At 67.4% G+C, this 17,774-nt stretch carries 14 protein-coding genes; 3 read left to right on the top strand and 11 right to left on the bottom strand.

What is annotated here, in order from left to right; genetic code table 11:
• Positions 1–503: 503 nt before the first annotated feature.
• The 5 genes from FB600_RS07030 to FB600_RS07050 all read right to left on the bottom strand — a co-directional run bounded on the left by FB600_RS07030 (position 504) and on the right by FB600_RS07050 (position 10,046).
• Positions 504–2,033 carry an efflux transporter outer membrane subunit gene (locus tag FB600_RS07030; protein ID WP_145756432.1) on the bottom strand — a complete coding sequence of 510 codons (1,530 nt, stop codon included), beginning with the start codon at positions 2,031–2,033 and terminating at the stop codon, positions 504–506.
• Between the two features lie 10 nt (positions 2,034–2,043).
• On the bottom strand, positions 2,044–5,274 hold the full coding sequence (locus FB600_RS07035) for an efflux RND transporter permease subunit (protein WP_145756433.1): 3,231 nt from the start codon (positions 5,272–5,274) through the stop codon (positions 2,044–2,046).
• A 16-nt stretch (positions 5,275–5,290) separates the two neighbouring features.
• Positions 5,291–6,466 (bottom strand): efflux RND transporter periplasmic adaptor subunit, encoded by a 1,176-nt coding sequence (locus tag FB600_RS07040; RefSeq protein ID WP_145756434.1) that lies wholly within the window; start codon positions 6,464–6,466, stop codon positions 5,291–5,293.
• A gap of 307 nt (positions 6,467–6,773) precedes the next feature.
• Positions 6,774–7,469 (bottom strand): gamma-glutamylcyclotransferase, encoded by a 696-nt coding sequence (locus tag FB600_RS07045; RefSeq protein WP_145756435.1) that lies wholly within the window; start codon positions 7,467–7,469, stop codon positions 6,774–6,776.
• Between the two features lie 204 nt (positions 7,470–7,673).
• Positions 7,674–10,046 carry a DNA polymerase II gene (locus tag FB600_RS07050; RefSeq protein WP_145756436.1) on the bottom strand — a complete coding sequence of 791 codons (2,373 nt, stop codon included), beginning with the start codon at positions 10,044–10,046 and terminating at the stop codon, positions 7,674–7,676.
• Positions 10,047–10,261: 215 nt separating this feature from the next.
• Between FB600_RS07050 and FB600_RS07055 the strand changes: the two genes are divergently transcribed.
• Positions 10,262–11,170: a LysR family transcriptional regulator gene (locus FB600_RS07055; RefSeq protein WP_017919038.1), complete on the top strand. Its 909-nt coding sequence runs from the start codon at positions 10,262–10,264 to the stop codon at positions 11,168–11,170.
• Between the two features lie 575 nt (positions 11,171–11,745).
• The gene (locus FB600_RS07060) at positions 11,746–12,951 is read left to right on the top strand and encodes a porin (protein WP_096752304.1); all 1,206 of its coding nucleotides are present in this window, start codon (positions 11,746–11,748) and stop codon (positions 12,949–12,951) included.
• Positions 12,952–12,959: 8 nt separating this feature from the next.
• Here the strand turns inward: FB600_RS07060 and FB600_RS07065 are convergent, their stop codons facing one another.
• Positions 12,960–13,217: a hypothetical protein gene (locus FB600_RS07065; RefSeq protein WP_145756437.1), complete on the bottom strand. Its 258-nt coding sequence runs from the start codon at positions 13,215–13,217 to the stop codon at positions 12,960–12,962.
• Positions 13,218–13,266: 49 nt separating this feature from the next.
• On the opposite strand from FB600_RS07065, the gene FB600_RS07070 reads away from it, so the two are divergent.
• Entirely contained in the window at positions 13,267–13,959 is a 693-nt protein-coding gene (locus tag FB600_RS07070) for an SDR family NAD(P)-dependent oxidoreductase (protein ID WP_017919036.1), read from the top strand.
• Between the two features lie 108 nt (positions 13,960–14,067).
• Here FB600_RS07070 and FB600_RS07075 read toward each other — a convergent pair whose 3' ends face one another.
• From FB600_RS07075 to FB600_RS07095, 5 genes are all read right to left on the bottom strand, one after another.
• The gene (locus tag FB600_RS07075; protein ID WP_013689003.1) at positions 14,068–14,397 is read right to left on the bottom strand and encodes a hypothetical protein; all 330 of its coding nucleotides are present in this window, start codon (positions 14,395–14,397) and stop codon (positions 14,068–14,070) included.
• Complete coding sequence (locus FB600_RS07080) at positions 14,394–15,026, bottom strand: type VI secretion system amidase effector protein Tae4 (RefSeq protein ID WP_096752306.1); 633 nt, start codon at positions 15,024–15,026, stop codon at positions 14,394–14,396. The genes FB600_RS07075 and FB600_RS07080 overlap by 4 nt, the downstream gene beginning before the upstream one ends.
• Positions 15,027–15,028: 2 nt before the next feature.
• The gene (locus FB600_RS07085; protein ID WP_145756438.1) at positions 15,029–15,586 is read right to left on the bottom strand and encodes a PAAR domain-containing protein; all 558 of its coding nucleotides are present in this window, start codon (positions 15,584–15,586) and stop codon (positions 15,029–15,031) included.
• Positions 15,587–15,824: 238 nt separating this feature from the next.
• Positions 15,825–17,222, bottom strand: coding sequence for an ATP-dependent RNA helicase DbpA (dbpA, locus tag FB600_RS07090; protein ID WP_098151531.1), 1,398 nt, complete (start codon positions 17,220–17,222; stop codon positions 15,825–15,827).
• 13 nt (positions 17,223–17,235) lie between these two features.
• Entirely contained in the window at positions 17,236–17,418 is a 183-nt protein-coding gene (locus tag FB600_RS07095; RefSeq protein ID WP_025097459.1) for a hypothetical protein, read from the bottom strand.
• Positions 17,419–17,774: the final 356 nt, after the last annotated feature.

Raw genomic sequence — 17,774 nt, forward strand, 5'->3', positions numbered from 1 at the left:
GGCGCGCGAGGATGCGAGCCGGGCCGCCTCGTCGGGCACGACGCAGGCGGCCTTCCTGCATGGACGGAATCGATCGGCACGACGAAACGTCGAGCCATGTCGAATCCTCGCGCCTAGCACGTTCGCGCGGATCCGGTTGTTCGCCAAAGCCGAATTGAGATTTCGTGGCGGGCTGCTGTTCAGGCCACGCGCGAGCCGGTACTGTATTGCCAACCCTCATCATCTCCTCCCGATGTCACCCAGGGGGCCAGGGATGCCGGCCACGTCGTGGCGGTATCCCGACTCTTTTTCGCCTCGACCGGGCCGGGCCCGCGTCGTTCGCGATATCACCCGGGGCTTATTGCCCGCCCGTCTCGATGCCTGCCGATGCACCGCCTTCAATACCCGGATGAAAATCGCGAGGAGCGATCAGGTCTGCAAAACATCGTGCGTCGTCGATGAAAAAAGGCCTGCCCGCGAATCGGGCAGGCCTTCGACGAGGCGGATGGGCTTCGCTTATCGCGTCATCGCATCGTGTCGGCGCCGGCGTGCGCCGTGTCGCTCGCGATCCGGGCGGTCGAGGCGGGCTCGCCCCAGCCGCCGCCGAGCGCGCGTATCAGGCTGACCGTCGCCGCCGCCTGCACGCCGCGCAACTGCACGACGGCGCGACGCGATTGCAGTACCGAACGCTGCGCATCGAGCACCTCGAGATAAGCGACCATGCCATCGGCGTACTGGCGCCGGGCGAGATCGGCCGCGCGCTGCGAGGCGGCCACCGCGTCGTCCTGCTCGCGCGTCTGTTTGGCCAGTACGCGCAGGTCGGACAAACCGTCCTCGACCTCGCGGAACGCAGTCAGCACCTGCTGCCGGTATTGCGCGGCGGCCTCGTCGTAGGCGGCGTGCGAACGGTCGAGTTCGGCGCGGCGTCGGCCGCCGTCGAACAGCGGCACGTTCAGCGCGGTGCCGGCCAGCGGCCCGAGCAGGAAGGCGCGGCTGCTCCAGCGGAACAGGTCGCCGAGCGTGGCGGCCTCGAAGCCGCCGGCCGCGTTCAGCGACAGCGATGGGAAGAAGGCCGCGCGCGCCACGCCGATACGCGCGTTGGCGGCAGCCATCGCGCGCTCGGCCGCGGCGATGTCGGGGCGCCGCTCGAGCAGCGAGGAGGGCAGGCCTGGCGGGATCCGCAGCTCGATTGGCTGGATCGGCGCGGCCGCGAACGAGAACGCCGCCGGCGCTTCGCCCAGCAGCACCGCGAGCGCATGCTCGGAAGCCGCGCGCTGGCGCGCCACCGTCATCGCCTCGGCCTTCGCGCTCGACAGCTCGGCGCGTGCCCGCGACAGGTCGAGCTCGGTGATGTCGCCGGCCTGGTAGCGATGCGTGATCAGGTCGAGCGCATGCTCGCGCAGCGTCACGGCCTGGGCATACACCTCGCCTTCGGCATCGAGCTCGCGCAGCGCGAAGTAATGCTGCGCGACGTCGGCCTGCAGGGCCAGCAGCATCGAGCGATAGAGCGCCTCGCCGCGCTGGGCATCGGCGCGGCTCGCCTCGACGTTCGAGGCGACGCGGCCGAACAGGTCGGCCTCGTAGGAGGCGCCGGCCTGCGCGCGCCACAGCGTCTGCTGCGGAATTCGCGCGCCGTCGGGCTGGAACTGAGAGGCCGCCGAGACCTGCTCGCGGGTCGGCCCGAAGCCTGCGTCGAGCGTCGGGAACAGGCTGGCGCGGGCTTGCCGGCTCGCGGCCCGCGCCTCGGCCAGCCGCGCCGCGGCGGCCTGCAGGTTCGGATTCGCGGCGATCGCGCGGGCCTCCAGCGTGTCGAGCGCGGGATCGCCGAACACCATCCACCAGGCGCCGCGATCGAGCGTCTCGGACGGTTGCGCCGGCTTCCAGCTACCGAGCGGGGAAGCGGCCTCGGCGGCCGGCGCCGCCTCCTTCCAGGTGGCCGTGGTCGGCGCGGCCGGGGCGTGGTAGTCGGGTGCCAGCGAACAGCCCGCCAGCACCAGCAGGGCGCCGAGCAGGGCGGGGATGCCGAGCCGGCGAGGGATCGAGACAGGGTTCATGATTCGCTCCTCATTCGTGCTCGGCGGTATCGCGCGCGACGACCGGAATCGCCGCGTCGTGCCGATCCGCGTCCTGGCCCGCGGCCGGGGCCGGCGCGTGGCGGTTCTTCAAGGGACGGCAGCCCGACAGCTTGCGCAGCAGCACGTAGAACACCGGTGTCAGCGCGAGCCCGAAGAAGGTCACGCCGAGCATGCCGAAGAACACGGCGATGCCCATCGCGCGACGCATTTCCGAGCCGGCGCCGGTCGAGATCACCAGCGGCACCACGCCCATCACGAAGGCGATCGAGGTCATCAGGATCGGGCGCAGGCGCAGCCGGCAGGCCTCGATCGCGGCCTGCACGATCGAGCGTCCCTTCATCTCCAGCTCGCGCGCGAATTCCACGATCAGGATCGCGTTCTTCGCCGACAGCCCCACCAGCACCATCAGGCCGATCTGCGTGAAGATGTTGTTGTCGCCGCGCGTGAGCCAGACGCCCGCCAGCGCCGAGAGGATGCTCATCGGCACGATCAGCAGGATCGCCAGCGGCAGCGTCAGGCTCTCGTACATCGCGGCCAGCACCAGGAACACCAGCAGCACGCTGATCGGGAACACCCAGAAGGCCGTGTCGCCGGTCAGGATCTGCTGGTAGGTCAGGTCGGTCCATTCGAACTTGATGCCGCGCGGCAGCGTCTGCGCCGCGATCCGCTCGACCGCCGCCATCGCCTGTCCCGAGGAATAACCGGGCGCCGGGCCGCCGTTGATGTCGGCGGCGAGGAAGCCGTTGTAGCGGATCACCGTCTCCGGCCCGTAGGTCGGCGTGACCTTGATCAGCGAGGACAGCGGCACCATCTCGCCGCGCGCGTTGCGCGTCTTCAGTTGCAGGATGCTGTCGGCATCGGTGCGGAACGGCGCGTCGGCCTGGGCGCGCACCTGGTAGACCCGGCCGAAGCGGTTGAAGTCGTTCACGTAGAGCGAGCCGAGGTAGATCTGCATGGTGTCGAACACGTCGGTGACCGACACGCCGAGCTGCTTGGCCTTCTCGCGATCCAGCTCGACGTTGAGCTGCGGCACGTTGATCTGGTAGCTCGAGAAGGCCGGCCCGAGTTCGGGCGCCTTGGCGGCCGCGGCGAGGAAGGCGCCCACCGCCTGGTTCAGCGCCTCGTAGCCGAGCGCGCCGCGATCCTCGATCTGCAGCTTGAAGCCGCCGATGGTGCCGAGCCCCTGCACCGGCGGCGGCGGGAAGGTGGCGATGGTGGCACCCTTGATGCCGGCGTATTCGCGGTTCAGGTTCGCGACGATCGCGTCGGCCGTCTCGTGGCCGTCGCGCTCCTTCGACGGGCGCATCACCGGGAACACCAGGCCGCTGCTCGACGAGTTCATCAGGCCCGTCACGTTGAGGCCCGGGAATTCCGGCGTATGGACCACGCCGGGCTGGGCGCGCGCGATGCGGCCCATCTGCGCCACCACCTCGGCGGTGCGATCGAGCGAGGCGCCGGGCGGCAGTTGCAGGATGCTGACCAGATAGTCCTTGTCCTGGGCCGGCACGAAGCCGCCCGGCACCAGCTTGCCGAGCAGCACGGTGGCGCCCAGCAGCACGCCGTAGACCAGCGTCATCGCGAACTTGCGCTGGATGATGCCGCCGATGCCGTTGCCATAGGCGTTCGAGCCGCGTCCGAACAAACGGTTGAAGGCGCCGAAGAACGGCCCGAGCACGCGGTCCATCAGCCGGGTGAGCGGGTCCCTGGGCGCGTGGTGATCCTTCAGCAGCAGGGCCGAGAGCGCCGGCGAGAGCGTCAGTGAGTTGAACGCCGAGATCACCGTGGAGATCGCGATGGTCATCGCGAACTGCTTGTAGAACTGGCCGGTGAGGCCCGACATGAAGGCCAGCGGCACGAACACGGCCACCAGGGTCAGCGCGATCGCGACGATCGGCCCGCTCACCTCGCGCATCGCCGCGTAGGAGGCGTCCAGCGGCGAGAGGCCGGCGGCGATGTTGCGCTCGACGTTTTCCACCACCACGATCGCGTCGTCCACCACGATGCCGATCGCCAGCACCATGCCGAACAGCGAGAGCGCATTGATCGTGAAGCCGAAGGCCAGCATCAGCGAGAAGGTGCCGACGATCGACACTGGCACGGCCAGCAGCGGGATCAGCGAGGCACGCCAGGTCTGCAGGAACAGGATCACCACGATTACCACCAGCAGGATCGCCTCGAACAGCGTGTGGACCACTGCGTCGATGCTCTCGCGCACGAACTGGGTCGGATCGTAGACGATCTCGGCCTTCACGCCCTCGGGCATGTCCTTCTGCAGCTCGGTGACGATCCTGCGCACGTCGGTGGAGATCTGCAGCGAGTTCGCGTTGGGCTGCTGGAAGATGATCAGTTGCACGCCGGGCTTGCCGTCCAGGCTGGCGCGCAAGGCGTACTCGGATGCGCCCAGCTCGACGCGCGCCACGTCGCGCAGGTGCGTGAGCGCGCCGTCGGGCGAGCTGCGCACGATGATGTTGCCGAATTCCTCCTCGGTCTTCAGGCGCCCTTGCGCGTTGACGCTCAACTGCAGCGGCACGCGCGTGGTCATCGGTGCGCCGCCGACGATGCCGGCGGCCACCTGCACGTTCTGCTCGCGGATCGCGTTGACCACGTCGGTGGCGGTCAGGTTCTGCCGTGCGACCTTGGTGGGGTCCAGCCAGATCCGCATCGAGTAGTCGCCGGCGCCCCACATCGCCACCTCGCCGACGCCGGCCACCTGGGCGAGCCGGTCCTTGACGTTGATCAGCGCGTAGTTGCGCAGGTAGGTGAGGTCGTAGCGGCCGTTGGGCGACACCAGGTTCACCCCCATGGTCAGCGTCGGCGAGCTCTTGACGGTGGTCACGCCGAGCCGCTGCACGTCCTCGGGCAGGCGCGGCAGCGCCTGCGAGACGCGGTTCTGCACCAGTTGCTGCGCCTTGTCGGGATCGGTGCCGAGCTTGAAGGTGACGGTGGTCGTCATGTTGCCGTCGCTGTTGGCCTGCGACTGCATGTAGAGCATGTTCTCGACGCCGTTGATCTGCTCCTCGAGCGGCGCGGCCACCGTCTCGGCGATCACCTTCGGGTTCGCGCCGGGATACTGCGCGCGCACCACCACCGAGGGCGGCACCACTTCCGGATATTCGGCGGTCGGCAGCTTGCCCAGCGCGATCGCGCCGGCCAGGAACACCAGCATCGACAGCACGCCGGCGAAGATCGGCCGGTCGATGAAGAATTTCGAAATGTTCATGATCGTGCTCCTCGCTTCAGGCCGGCTGCTTCGCGGCGTCGGCCATGCCGACCATCCGCGCGTGCACCAGGTCGTTCGGGCGCACGCGCAGCGTGCCGTTCACCACGATGCGTTCGCCCGGCGCCAGGCCGGCCTCGATCTCGCGCAGGCCGTCGTGCAGCCCACCCGGCTGCACCGTGCGGTAGCGGATGCGGTTCGAGGCGTCGACCACCAGCACGTACTTGCGCGACTGGTCGGTGCCGATCGCCGCGTCGTCGACCAGGATCGCGTCGTGGGCACGGCCGCCGCCCACCTTGACGCGTGCATAGAGGCCCGGCACCAGCGCGCCGTCTGCGTTGGCGAAGCTGGCGCGCACGCGCACCGTGCCCGAGCCGGTATCGAGCCGGTTGTCGACCGAGGCGATCACGCCGTCGCGCGAATAGCCGCTCTCGTCGGCCAGGCCGAGCGCCACCGGCACGCGCGCGTCGCGGTCGTGGCCGAGGTATTGCAGATAGGTCTGCTCGTCGACCTCGAACGAGGCGTAGATCGGCGAGACCGAGACCAGGGTGGTCAGCAGCGGCGCGTTGGCGCCCGCGCTGACGGTGTTGCCGGGCGTCAGCTCGGCACGCGAGACACGTCCCGCCACCGGCGAGACGATGCGCGTGTAGCCGAGATCGACGCGTGCGGCCTCGAGCGCCGCCTGCGCCGCCTTCACGCCGGCGGCGGCCTCGCGCGCGGCGTTCTGCTTCTCGTCGTAGTCGCGCCTGGCGATCGCGTTGTCGCCGATCAGGCGCTCGGCGCGTGTCGCGTCGGCCGAGGTGTAGGCGGCGCGCGCGAGCGCGGCGGCGAGCTGCGCGGCGGCGCGATCGACGGCGGCCTGGTAGGGACGCGGGTCGATCGTGAACAGCGGATCGCCCTTGCGAACCAGGGCGCCGTCGCGGAAATGAACGGCCACGATGGTGCCCGAGACCAGCGGCCGTACCTCGACCTGGTCGACCGCCTCCAGGCGGCCCGTGTAGCTTTGCCAATCGGTGATGCCGCGCGAGATCACCACGGCGGCGTCGACGTCGATCGCCGCGGGCGCGCCGGCCGCCCGTGCCTCGGCCAGCGGCGTGCCGCCGGGCCCATGCAGGATGCCGATCGCGCCGGCGGCGCCGGCCAGCGCGATCGCGCCGGCCACGGCCGCCAGGCGCTTCCTGGGTTGCGTGAACATAAGAGGATTCCTTATCAAATCGATGTGGAGATCAAGAACTCGTCGCGTCCGGCTCGCGGTCGGTCGCCCATCGGGCGGCGCGCGAAATCAGGTCCGCAGCGTTGGCCGAAGTATGGAGTTGGCGGTCGCGGCGATAAAGCCGGCGGGGGTGGTTTCTTTGTCTCCCGGCGGGCGACAGTGGCGGGGCGCGTGCAGGCCGCGGGCCGAAGGCCGGCCTCGGGGGGAAAGTGGAGGGCGGGAAAGCAAACGCCGCCGCGCCGCTCGGAGCGGCACGGCGGCGTGTGGGCCAGAAATCAGGGGCGGGCGTTCAACGCCCGCCCGGCACGCTCATCGCATCGCGCTGCCCGGCGCCGCGCTGCGCGCGCGCCACCGCCTCGGCCAGCGCATCGACATAGGCATCGCCGATGCCGTGCTCGCGCAGCGCCGCCTGCAGGCGGAACAGGTAATCGGCATTGCTGCCGATCGGCCCGGCTGCTTGCGCGATCAGCGGCGCGGCCGTGGCCACCGAGGCGTCGCGCTCGTATTGCTCGCGGCTCTGGTCGGCGACGAAGGCGATCGCATGCGCGTCGCTGCCGTCGTCGAGCCGGACCTTGGCCCAGGTCGGCCGATACGAACCGAGCACCATCTCGCGGATCCACACCAGCCGCAGCTCGTCGACCAGGCGCTCGGCATGCAGGCGCAGCGCGATGCCGGTGGTTTCTCCGCCGGGCTCCAGCGCGAGCATGCGCCCCGGGCGCTCGCAACCGGCGCGGCCGGCCAGCATCCGCAGGCAGAAGCTGCGATGCCAGCCTTCCAGCCGGGCCACGCGATGCGCGGCGAACTCGATGGCGGGATTCCAGATCAGCGATCCATAGCCGAACACCCAGACTTCGTCGGCGCCGGCCGGCCGCTCGCGCAGCGTGGCATCCAATGAAGCGTCGATGCGCTCGGGCGTCCAGAGCCCCGGCATCGCCTCGAACTGTTGGCGGTAGGCGCCGGTTTCGATCGCGTGTCTCGTCAGCATGGCATGACCTGTCGTGAGGGAAGGCCGGGGCGGGACGGTTGGCGCGGTCGATGGCGCGCGCCGTCACGGCACGGCGGATGTTCGACAGTATCGCGATTGCGGCGGCGCGGATAAACCCTTGCGGGGGAAACAGATTGGCCTGCCGGTGGCGACAATCCGGCAATGTCGCTATCGACGGACATCGACGGGCGCGGCCCGCCGTCCTCAGAACGAAAAGAGCTGCCCCTGCCCCGAGATCACCGTTTCGAAGTCGTCCTTCAGGAACGGCAGGATCCCGTCGGCGACGGGCTGCAGTTGCCGGCTCAGGTAGAACGCGTAGTCGATCGGCGAGCGCATGGTCTCCAGCGGCTCCGGGCCGGCGGTGGTCATCACGTAGCTGATCCAGCCGCCGCGCTGGTACTGCAGCGGCCGGCCCAGCTCGCGGTTGTACTCGTCGGCGGTGCGCGCGGCGCGCACGTGGGGCGGCACGTTGCGCTGATACTCGGCCAGCGGCCGGCGCACGCGCTTGCGATAGACCAGCTCGGCATCGAGCTCGCCGGCCAGCACGCGGCGCACCGTTTCGCGGATGAAGTCCTGGTAGGGCTCGCGACGGAACACCAGTGTGTAGAGCTCGCGCTGGAACTGCTGCGCGAGCGGCGTCCAGTCGGTGCGCACCGTCTCCAGACCCTTGAACACCACGTCCTCGCCGCCGTCGGCGCCGAGCGCGAGGCCCGCGTAGCGCTTCTTGCTGCCTTCCTCGGCGCCGCGCACGGTGGGCATCAGGAAGCGCAGGTAGTGGCGCTCGTATTGCAGCTCCAGCGCGCTGTCGAGTCCGAAGCGCTCGCGCAGGTGCGTGCGCCACCAGTCGTTCACGTGCGCGACGATCGCGCGGCCCTTGCGCTCGGCCTCGCCGTCCCGGTGCGCTTCGCGCAGCCACACGAAGGTGGAATCGGTGTCGCCGTAGATCACCTCGTAGCCTTGCGCCTCGATCAGCTCGCGCGTGCGATGCATGATCTCGTGGCCGCGCATGGTGATCGAGGAGGCCAGGCGCGGGTCGAAGAAGCGGCAGCCCCAGGAGCCGAGCACGCCGTAGAAGGCGTTCATGATGATCTTGAGCGCCTGCGAGAGCGGCGCGTTGCGCTGGCGCTTGGCCAGGTCGCGGCCTTCCGAGACGCGCCGCACGATGTCGGGCAGGCAGTGCCGGCTGCGCGAGAAGCGCGCGCCCAGGAAGCCCGGCACCGAATGCGCGTCGTCGGGCTGGGCCAGGCCTTCCACCAGCCCGACCGGGTCGATCAGGAAGGTGCGGATGATCGAGGGATAGAGGCTCTTGTAGTCGAGCACCAGCACCGAATCGTAGAGGCCGGGCCGCGAATCCATCACGAAGCCGCCGGGGCTGTTCTGGCCGGTCACGTCGCCGAGGTTCGGCGCCACGTAGCCGAGCCGGTGCATGCGCGGCAGGTACAGGTGTGTGAAGGCGGCCACCGAGCCGCCGGTGCGATCGGCCGCGAGCCCCGTGACGGTGGCGCGCTCCAGCATGAAGGACAGCAGGTCGGTCTTGGCGAAGATGCGCGTGACGAGTTCGCAGTCCTTGAGGTTGTAGTGCGCGAGCGCGGGCTTGTCCTCGTCGAAGCGGCGCTGGATCTCGTCCATGCGCGCATAGGGATTGTCGACCGCCTTGCCCTCGCCGAGCAGCGTGCGCGAGACGTATTCGAGGCTGAACGAGGGGAAGGTCCAGGTGGCCGACTTCAGCGCGTCGATGCCGTCGATGATCAGCCGCCCGGCCGCGCCCGCGAAGAAGTGGTCGGGCTGCTGGCCGTGGGCGCGCCAGTCGAGCACGCTGCCGTCGCGGCCCAGGCGCAGCGGCACGCCGAATTCCTGCGAGTGCGCGTGCAGCACGCGCAGGTCGAACTGGATCAGGTTCCAGCCGATGATCGCGTCGGGATCGTGTTCGGCGAACCAGGCGTTGAGCCGTTCGAGCAGCGCGGGGCGCGTTTCGCAATAGACCAGGTTCAGCGCCAGCCCGGCGGCGTCGGCGTTGGCCGGGCCGAGCATGAACACGTCGCGCTGCCCGCAGCCTTCGAGCGCGATCGAATAGAGTTCGCCGCGCGCGCTGGTCTCGATGTCGAGCGAGACGCAGCGCAGCGCCGGGCGATAGTCGCTCCCGCTCCTCAGCTCGGCGTCGACCAGCAGCGCGTCGCCCGCCGGCGTGCCGCGAAAGCGGACCGGCGCGGTGATGAAGCGCTCCATCGCGTAACGATCGGGCGGCGTGATGTCGGCTTCGTAGAGATCGACACCTTCGCGCGCGAGCCGTTTCTGCAGGGCGCCGAGATGTCGGTGGCGCTTGCAGTAGAGGCCCAGCACCGGGCGCCGGCGGAAGTCGTGCAGCGCGAGCGGGCGCAATTCCACGCCGCTCTCGCCGGCCAGCAGGCGCTCGGCCGCCTCACGTTGCTCGACGGGCAGGAACGCGACCGATTCCTGCGGACGCAGGCGCACCCGGCGCGGACCCTGGCCGGTGGCGAGCCAGAACTCGATCTCGACGCCGGCGGCCGTGTCCCGCCAGTGACGGGTCAGGATGAAACCCTGCTCGAAGTCAGTCAAAACCGGGGCTCGTCTTGGAGTGCTCAGGCGCGGGATTGTAGCGCCTGCGCGCTGGGGGTGCTTGCCCTGGCGTGCAGGGCAACTAACGGTCTGGCCTCGACCTCCCGGCCGGCGGCAGGGCCGGTCGCCGACCCGAATGTTTGCCATAATTCAAGTCGATCGATGCATGACGGGCCGCTCGCCGCGCGGCCCGTGCCGGAACACCTGGGAACGCCGTGGAACTGAGACAACTTCGCCATTTCGTAGCCGTCGCCGAGGAGGCGAACTTCACGCGCGCCGCCGAACGCTGCCATATCGTCCAGTCGGCGCTGTCGACCTCGATTCGTCTGCTGGAAGAGGAACTGGGCGCCAAGCTGCTGGTGCGCACCACGCGCCGCGTGAGCCTGTCGGCGGCCGGCGCGGTGTTCCTCGACAGCGCGCGCCGCGCGCTCGACATCCTCGATCGGGCCGGCCTGGAAGTGGCCGATATCACCTCGGTGCGGCGCGGCAAGCTCTCGATCGGCACGGTGCAGAGCCTGCCGCAGTTCCTCGAGTTGCCGGGCCTGCTGTCGCGCTTCTACCAGGCGCATCCGGGCGTGGAGGTGCGGCTGGTGCAGGGCGGCGCGCTGGAGTTGAACGAGAAGGTGGGCGCGCGCGAGCTCGACCTGGCGATCCTGCCGATCGAGGAGCGCAACGAACGGCTCGAATCGCACATCATCGCCTGCGACGAGATGGTGCTGGCCTGCGGGCGTGACCACCCACTCGCCGCGGCCGGCTCGGTGCCGCTCGCGCGGCTCACGCGCGAGGCCTTCGTCGATTTCGTGCCGGGGCAGGGCACGCGCCGGCTGGTCGATCGCGGCTTCGCCGAAGCCGGGCTGCAGCGGCGGGTGGCCTTCGAGATCGGCGACCTGGACACGCTGCTCGACCTGGTCTGCCAGGGCCTGGGCATTGCCCTGCTGCCCGAGGACATCGTGGTGCGCCGCCCCGAGATGCTGGCCTGCGTGCGGCTCGAACGCGCCGAGCTGTGCTGGGAACTGGTGGTCACGCACGCGGCGGCCGCGGCGGGCGACGTCACCGAAGGGCTCGATCCCGCGCCGGCGGCCTTCCTCGAGATGCTGATGGCCGAGACGGCCGACCAACGCTGATCGCGGCGATTCCGTCGGCTCGGGAAAGAACCGGTTCCTCTTCCCGGTGCATTGCAAGATCCTTTCGTAATAATCGAAAGCTGTCGAATCGAGAACAAAATGATGCACGGCCGGCGCCCGATATCGTTGGGTCCGTGAGGGCGGGATCGCGCCGCCCGGCCCCGACCGGCGGGGCTGGTGCTTAACTGGTCATACATCTCACCTTTTGTCTGCCTAATCCCAGAAAATGGCACGCGTTGTCCGAGGACGGCAACATTGCGCGGAATATTGCGGAAAGCTTGTGAAGTCAAAATGAAAGAAATAAAATATCGATAATAATCAATGAGTTGTTAAATGAGTCCATACTGTCAAGTGCAGGTTTCAACATAAATGACACAGAGATTTCCCTAGGAATCTGAAATTCTGCATTGTTGTATTTATTGCGATCGTTATAGGATGTCTGACTAGATGAGGGGCTCCACAAGTACGCGGACAAGGCTCTTCATTTGGAGACCAGTCGCCGTCGACTCGCGGCGCGACTGACAAGCGATCGTATCTGCCTGCGGGGTGCAGGCTTTGGAAACAGAGGGGACGCAATGAAGAAACGCATCATGGTGGCGGCAGCTACGCTCACCGGCCTGACCGCGGGCGTCGCGTACGCGCAAAGCAGCGTGACGCTGTACGGTATCGTCGACACCGGTATCGGCTGGCAAAGCAGCCAGACCTCGCTGGGTTCGACGGCAGGCGGCAAATCGGTCGTCAAGATGATCAACGGCATCTGGGCCGGCAGCCGTTTCGGCCTGAAGGGTGCCGAGGACCTGGGCGGCGGCCTGAAGGCGATCTTCCAGTTGGAAGAGGGCTTCAACAGCGCCACCGGCGCGCAAGCGGTCTCGGGCCTGATGTTCAACCGCCAGGCTTATGTCGGTCTGCAGGACGCCCGCCTGGGCACGTTCACGGCCGGCCGCCAGTACACCGCGTACTACACGCTGCTTTCGCCGTACAGCCCGACCACCTGGCTGACGGGCGCATACGGCGCGCACCCGGGTGATATCGACTCCCTGGACACGACCTACCGCGTCAACAACTCGCTGGTCTACATGTCGCCGACGTACTACGGCTTCACGTTCGGCGGTTCGTACGCGTTCGGCGGCACGCCGGGCAGCGTCAACGCCGGCTCGACCTGGAGCGTGGGCGCACGTTACGCGGTCGGCCCCGCAGGCATCGCGGTCGGCTTCATGCGCCTGAACAATTCGACGTCGGGCGGCGGTGCCTGGGGCGCGAACTCCACGGCATCGAACAACGGCTCCGAGCCGAGCGTCTCCGGCATCAACAACGGCTACCAGTTCGCTGCCGCGCAGCAGCGTCTGGCCGTGACCGGTGGCTGGACCTTCAACTCGCAGTGGGACGTGACGGCCTCGTACTCGAACGTGCAATACATCCCGGGCTCGGGCTCGAAGTTCGCGAACACCGCGATCTTCAACACGGCCGGCGCGGTGCTGCACTTCAAGCCGATCTCGACGCTGGACCTCGCCGCCGGCTATAGCTACACGCGCGCCACGCTCGCCAACGGCGTGCAGCACGCTGCGTACTACCACCAGTTCAACCTGTCGCAGTACTACAGCATGTCCAAGCGCACCGGCTTCTACCTGCTGGAAGCGTATCAGCGCGCGGGCGGCCAGACGCTGGCCCTGGGCGGCAGCATCATCAACGCGACCGCCGACATCGGCGACGGCCAGAACAGCGCGCCGTCCTCGTCGCGCAGCCAGGTCGCCGTCGGCGCGGGCATCATCACGCGCTTCTGAGCGAGGTATCACGGGGCGGCCTGAGCTGCCGCCTCGCGCGGTTCTCCGAGCTTCACATCCTCGATGGCCCGTTCAAGCGGGCCGTCCTTCGGCCGTCGTCGCGCCTCGTGCGTGGCGACGGCATTTTTCTTGGTGCCTGGTTTTTTGCTTCGTGCGTGGGTCGAGCCTGAGGCGCGGCGCCTTGCCTGACGATCCGTCATGACGGCGATGACTTGCGCGGCATGGCCGGCCCGCGCGTGCCGCCGCACAATCGTGATTCCGGCCATGCCGGGGCGGTTGCGCCCGCAACCGTCGTTCCGCCAGGGAGGACATCACATGAGCAAGGCATCCACCGTCCTGATCGTCGGCGCATCGCGCGGGCTCGGTCTCGCGCTGGCCGAGGAATACTGCCGGCGCGGCGCGCGCGTGATCGCGACCGTGCGCGGCCCGTCGCCGGCGCTCGACGCGCTGCGCGCGCGTCATCCCGATACGCTCGCGATCGAGGCCGGCATCGATATGGCCGATGCCGACAGCGCGCGCCTGCTGCGCGAACGGCTGGGCACGCGCCGGCTCGACATCCTGTTCGTCAATGCTGGGATCGCGCGCTCGATCGGGCTGACGCCGGGCAAGGCGCCCGAGGCCGATTTCCTTGAGATGATGCGTGTCAATGCGTTCAGCCCGGTGCGGCTGATCGAGGGGCTGGAGGATGGCGTCGAGCCCGACGGCACGATCGCGATCATGTCCTCGGAGCTCGCCAGCATCGCCAACAACCCGGGCGGCTGGGATCTCTACAGCGCGAGCAAGGCGGCACTGAACATGCTGGTCAAGTGCCATCTCGCGCATCGTCCCGGCAATCGGCGCGCGGTGCTGCTGGTGGCGCCGGGCTGGGTGCGCACGGAGATGGGCGGGGAGGAGGCGAGCCTGTCGATCGAGGAGAGCATCCCGAAGGTGGTGGAGATGGTCGAACGCAATCGCGGCAAGGCGGGCTTGCGTTTCGTCGATCGGTTCGGCGAGACGCTGCCTTGGTGAGGTGAGTGTGGAGTGAGCGCTCCGATCGTTGCGACGAGGCTCGGGTCGAGCGCTTGATTACTTTGTCGTCCGTGCTCACCGTGCAGCGAACTCGAGCGGATGCACGATTCAGGTGGATTGCTTCATTAAGCTGTCGGTGACGTACAAAACTGCCGTGAAGACGAGAATGACCGCTCCTCCACCCACCCATTTCCGGGCTGACCAACGTCGCCAGGCGACCGCGTTGAGCAGGCAAAACGCGATTGCCGGGCCGCAGAGGTAGCCGATCACCAGCGGCACGCTCCACCACGGAATAGGACACTTTCCCAATTCGCTGCAGCCGGTCGCGACGTGCCCGGATCCGCCATGCCAGTGGAGACGGCTGAATGCGTAGAAGAACGCCCATGTGACGAGCAGCCCGAACAGCAAACCACCCAGTGACACCGCGAGTCGTTTCACTTGATTTCCCAAAACAGGATTTGCTTCGCGCCGGCGAGATCGGAGTATGCGGCTCTCGGGAATATGCTTGCCTGTTGCCGGAAGGACGAAATTCCAAGGTATCGTCCCCACGTTGCGAAACCGCTCCAAAATCCGCTGACCGTCAAGCGGGAGCCGTTCCACAGATCTATGTGCCCGCCTGTTGCGCCTGACGAGGTTTCTCCGTTGCGTGTCCAGTAGCCGGAAAATTGAATGATACCGGTGCGCCCCCTGATCTTCGACGCCCAGTCTGCTCCGGTAATCTTTTCGGCCTTTGGCAGACCAGCAAATGGTTGAAGTTGCAACCACGTTCCGAGTTCCTCGGCACGCGTTGCGGTTGGTTTTCGGTCGAGCAAAATGCGTCCGATTGTCATTGCCCCCGCCATCGGGCGGACGGTTTTGGCATTGAAGGATTTCATGTCGACCCCGACGCGGTGCAACATCACGCTGATGCGGATGGCGCATTGATTCGTGTATGCGGGATCATCATAAGGATCACCCGACGGCAAGCTATTCCAAAGCTCCTGAAATGTGATTGCCGGAACCACGACTCGTTTTTGCGAATTCGGCACGTCATTGGACGTGATGCTGGCGTGTTTGGTATGCGGCATCACTACCTTCCCTCGTACTGTTTCGCGAGCGCGTCGTCACCCCAATACACGATGTATGAGCCGGGTTTGTCGCCGGTGGAAATGCGTGGCAAGATGCCATCCGGTCCGATCCGCCCTGCATTGGCTTTGCCGTCTTCTGTTTCGATGTAATAAGGAAGGCCTTCCACACGATGTCCCATGATCTTGACTTGCTCGTCATAGCCTAGGTTCTCGACCGATGCAGTGCCGCTTGCTGTGGAAACAGGCGATGCCTGCATTCGATTGCTGCCAGACTGGTCGTCGCACCATGAGTCGCCGCCAAGCGATGCAACGATGCGCGGAGGGACGGGGCACTGGCATAGTACGACGTCGCCATCCAGTGCCGTTTCGCCCATGAAGAATAGGCGATAGGGGCCGCCAGCCTTTGCGATGATTCCAGTGCATCGACACGCGGTGCAGAACGCCTCGCCTCCAATCAAGGCGACTTGATAGCCGTCAAACGTGCATCGCGAAGCTTTGTAAGTGCTGATTGTCCCGCCGCTCGAAAGCGCGTCGCCTACGACCGCGATTTTTCTTCTCATGGATTGGCCTCCGAAAAGCCATAATCCTAGTTGTTCGCAGTCTTAACTTATCCGGACATTTATCAATACATTGTTGATTACATGGCGAGCCGCTGACGTAAGAGACGAGTCGACGCTGCAATGTCGTGAAGCTTGACTTGAGCAGTCTAGATCAACTGATCGCCCCTGCGTTGACGAGCGGAAACCCTAGACATGGTCGAGATGCCGCAGCTTCCACTGCGGCACCCCACGACCATCCTCACTCGTCCATCAACCGCACCTTGACCTTCTTCCCCTTGATCTTGCCGCCATTGAGCTTGCGCAGCGCCTCGTGCGCCACGCTGCGCTCCACCGCCACGTAGGTCGAGAACTCGGTCACGTTGATCTTGCCGATCTGCGAGCCTTGAAAGCCCGCGTCGCCGGTCAGCGCGCCGAGCACGTCGCCGGGCCGGATCTTCTCCTTGCGCCCGCCGAGGATCTGCAGCGTCTCCATCGGCGGCAGCAGCGGCTCGTTGCTGGCAGGCGTGAGCGAGGCCAGCGGCTGCCATTCCACCTCGCGCCCCTGGGCCTGCTCGATGCCGCCCACGCGGCCCATCTCGTTCATGCTGGCCAGGCTCAGCGCCCAGCCTTCCTGGTCGGCGCGGCCGGTGCGGCCGATCCGGTGCACGTGCACCTCGGGGTCGGGCGTCACGTCCACGTTGATCACCGCCTCGAGCTGGGCGATGTCGAGCCCGCGCGCGGCCACGTCGGTGGCGACCAGCACCGAGCAACTGCGGTTCGCGAACTGGATCAGCACCTGGTCGCGCTCGCGCTGTTCCAGCTCGCCATGCAGCGCGAGCGCATGAAAGCCCTGCGCGCTCAGCACGTCGAGCAGGTCGCGGCACTGCTGCTTGGTATTGCAGAACGCGATGGTGCTGGCCGGCCGGTAATGATTCAGCAACTGGCCCACCGCGTGCAGGCGCTCGTCCTCGGTCACCTCGTAGAAGCGCTGGCGGATCTTGCGCGCGTCGTGCTGCTCGGCCAGCTTGATCTCCTTCGGATTGCGAAGGAACTGGCGGCTCAGCTTGGCGATGCCTTCAGGATAGGTGGCCGAGAACAACAGAGTGAGTCGCTCGGTCGGGCACTGCCGCGCGACGGTCGCGATATCGTCGAAGAAGCCCATGTCGAGCATGCGATCCGCTTCGTCGAGCACCAGCGTGTTCAGCGCGCCGAGCGCGAGCGTGCCGCGTTCGAGGTGGTCCATGATGCGGCCCGGCGTGCCGACCACGATATGCGCGCCGTGCTCCAGGCTGGCGGCCTGAGGACGCATCGGCGTACCGCCGCACAGCGTCAGCACCTTGATGTTCTCCTCGGCGCGCGCGAGGCGGCGGATTTCCTGCGCGACCTGGTCGGCCAGCTCGCGCGTCGGGCACAGGATCATCGCCTGCACGTCGAAGCGGCGCGTGTCCAGGCGCGAGAGCAGCGCCAGCGAGAAGGCGGCGGTCTTGCCGCTGCCGGTCTTGGCCTGCGCGATCAGGTCCTGGCCGGCCAGCGCCAGCGGCAGGCTGGCGGCCTGGATCGGCGTCATCTCGGTGTAGCCGAGCTGCTCTAGATTGGCGAGCATCGTCGGCGAGAGCGCGAGCTCGCTGAACGGCCGGTTGGGCGTGGCTTGGGTCATCGTGGCTCCGGGTTCAGAAGGGACGGCCTTCGATCTGCTCGTAGACGGGATTGCCGTTCTCGTCCTCGTAGCGATAGAGATAATTGCGCGCGCCGCACAGCGGGCAGCGGAACAGGTCGCCCTGTCCTTCGTCCTTGATGACGACGTCGGCGAGCTCCCACGGCGTGCCGCAGCTCTGGTTTCTGCAAGTGAACAAGGTCTTCTCCAACGGGATGCGATGGCGCTCCGGACCAGCGGGGCCGGCCGGGCGCCGCGCGACGGCGGCCTGCGGCATCCGGGCGACGGCGCGGATGCGGGCGGCCGTGGCGAGGACGGGGCGTCGATGCGCGGGTGAGATTGAGGGCGATCGGCGGATCGCGCGTGCCGCGATTTTAACGGATGCGCGGCCGCCAGGCTTTCGATTCCGAAAGTCTGGCGCCGGTCAAGCGGTTTGCATGGGCGCCGGATGATACCGCCCACCCTATTGTAGGGAGAACATTCTCAAGGTATTCTCTGCGCCGATACCGACCTGTCTTGCTTAATCGGCGGCTTCAACTGATATGGAATCGATTC

The organism is Burkholderia sp. SJZ089, from assembly GCF_007828315.1.
GTDB classification, from domain to species: domain Bacteria; phylum Pseudomonadota; class Gammaproteobacteria; order Burkholderiales; family Burkholderiaceae; genus Burkholderia; species Burkholderia gladioli.

Bases quoted from the DNA above. Each gene is read 5' to 3' on its own strand.
- FB600_RS07030 (WP_145756432.1), bottom strand. From the start codon at position 2,033: ATGAACCCTGTCTCGATCCCTCGCCGGCTCGGCATCCCCGCCCTGCTC.
- FB600_RS07035 (WP_145756433.1), bottom strand. From the start codon at position 5,274: ATGAACATTTCGAAATTCTTCATCGACCGGCCGATCTTCGCCGGCGTG.
- FB600_RS07040 (WP_145756434.1), bottom strand. From the start codon at position 6,466: ATGTTCACGCAACCCAGGAAGCGCCTGGCGGCCGTGGCCGGCGCGATC.
- FB600_RS07045 (WP_145756435.1), bottom strand. From the start codon at position 7,469: ATGCTGACGAGACACGCGATCGAAACCGGCGCCTACCGCCAACAGTTC.
- FB600_RS07060 (WP_096752304.1), top strand. From the start codon at position 11,746: ATGAAGAAACGCATCATGGTGGCGGCAGCTACGCTCACCGGCCTGACC.
- FB600_RS07065 (WP_145756437.1), bottom strand. From the start codon at position 13,217: ATGGCCGGAATCACGATTGTGCGGCGGCACGCGCGGGCCGGCCATGCC.
- FB600_RS07070 (WP_017919036.1), top strand. From the start codon at position 13,267: ATGAGCAAGGCATCCACCGTCCTGATCGTCGGCGCATCGCGCGGGCTC.
- FB600_RS07080 (WP_096752306.1), bottom strand. From the start codon at position 15,026: ATGCCGCATACCAAACACGCCAGCATCACGTCCAATGACGTGCCGAAT.
- FB600_RS07085 (WP_145756438.1), bottom strand. From the start codon at position 15,586: ATGAGAAGAAAAATCGCGGTCGTAGGCGACGCGCTTTCGAGCGGCGGG.
- dbpA (WP_098151531.1), bottom strand. From the start codon at position 17,222: ATGACCCAAGCCACGCCCAACCGGCCGTTCAGCGAGCTCGCGCTCTCG.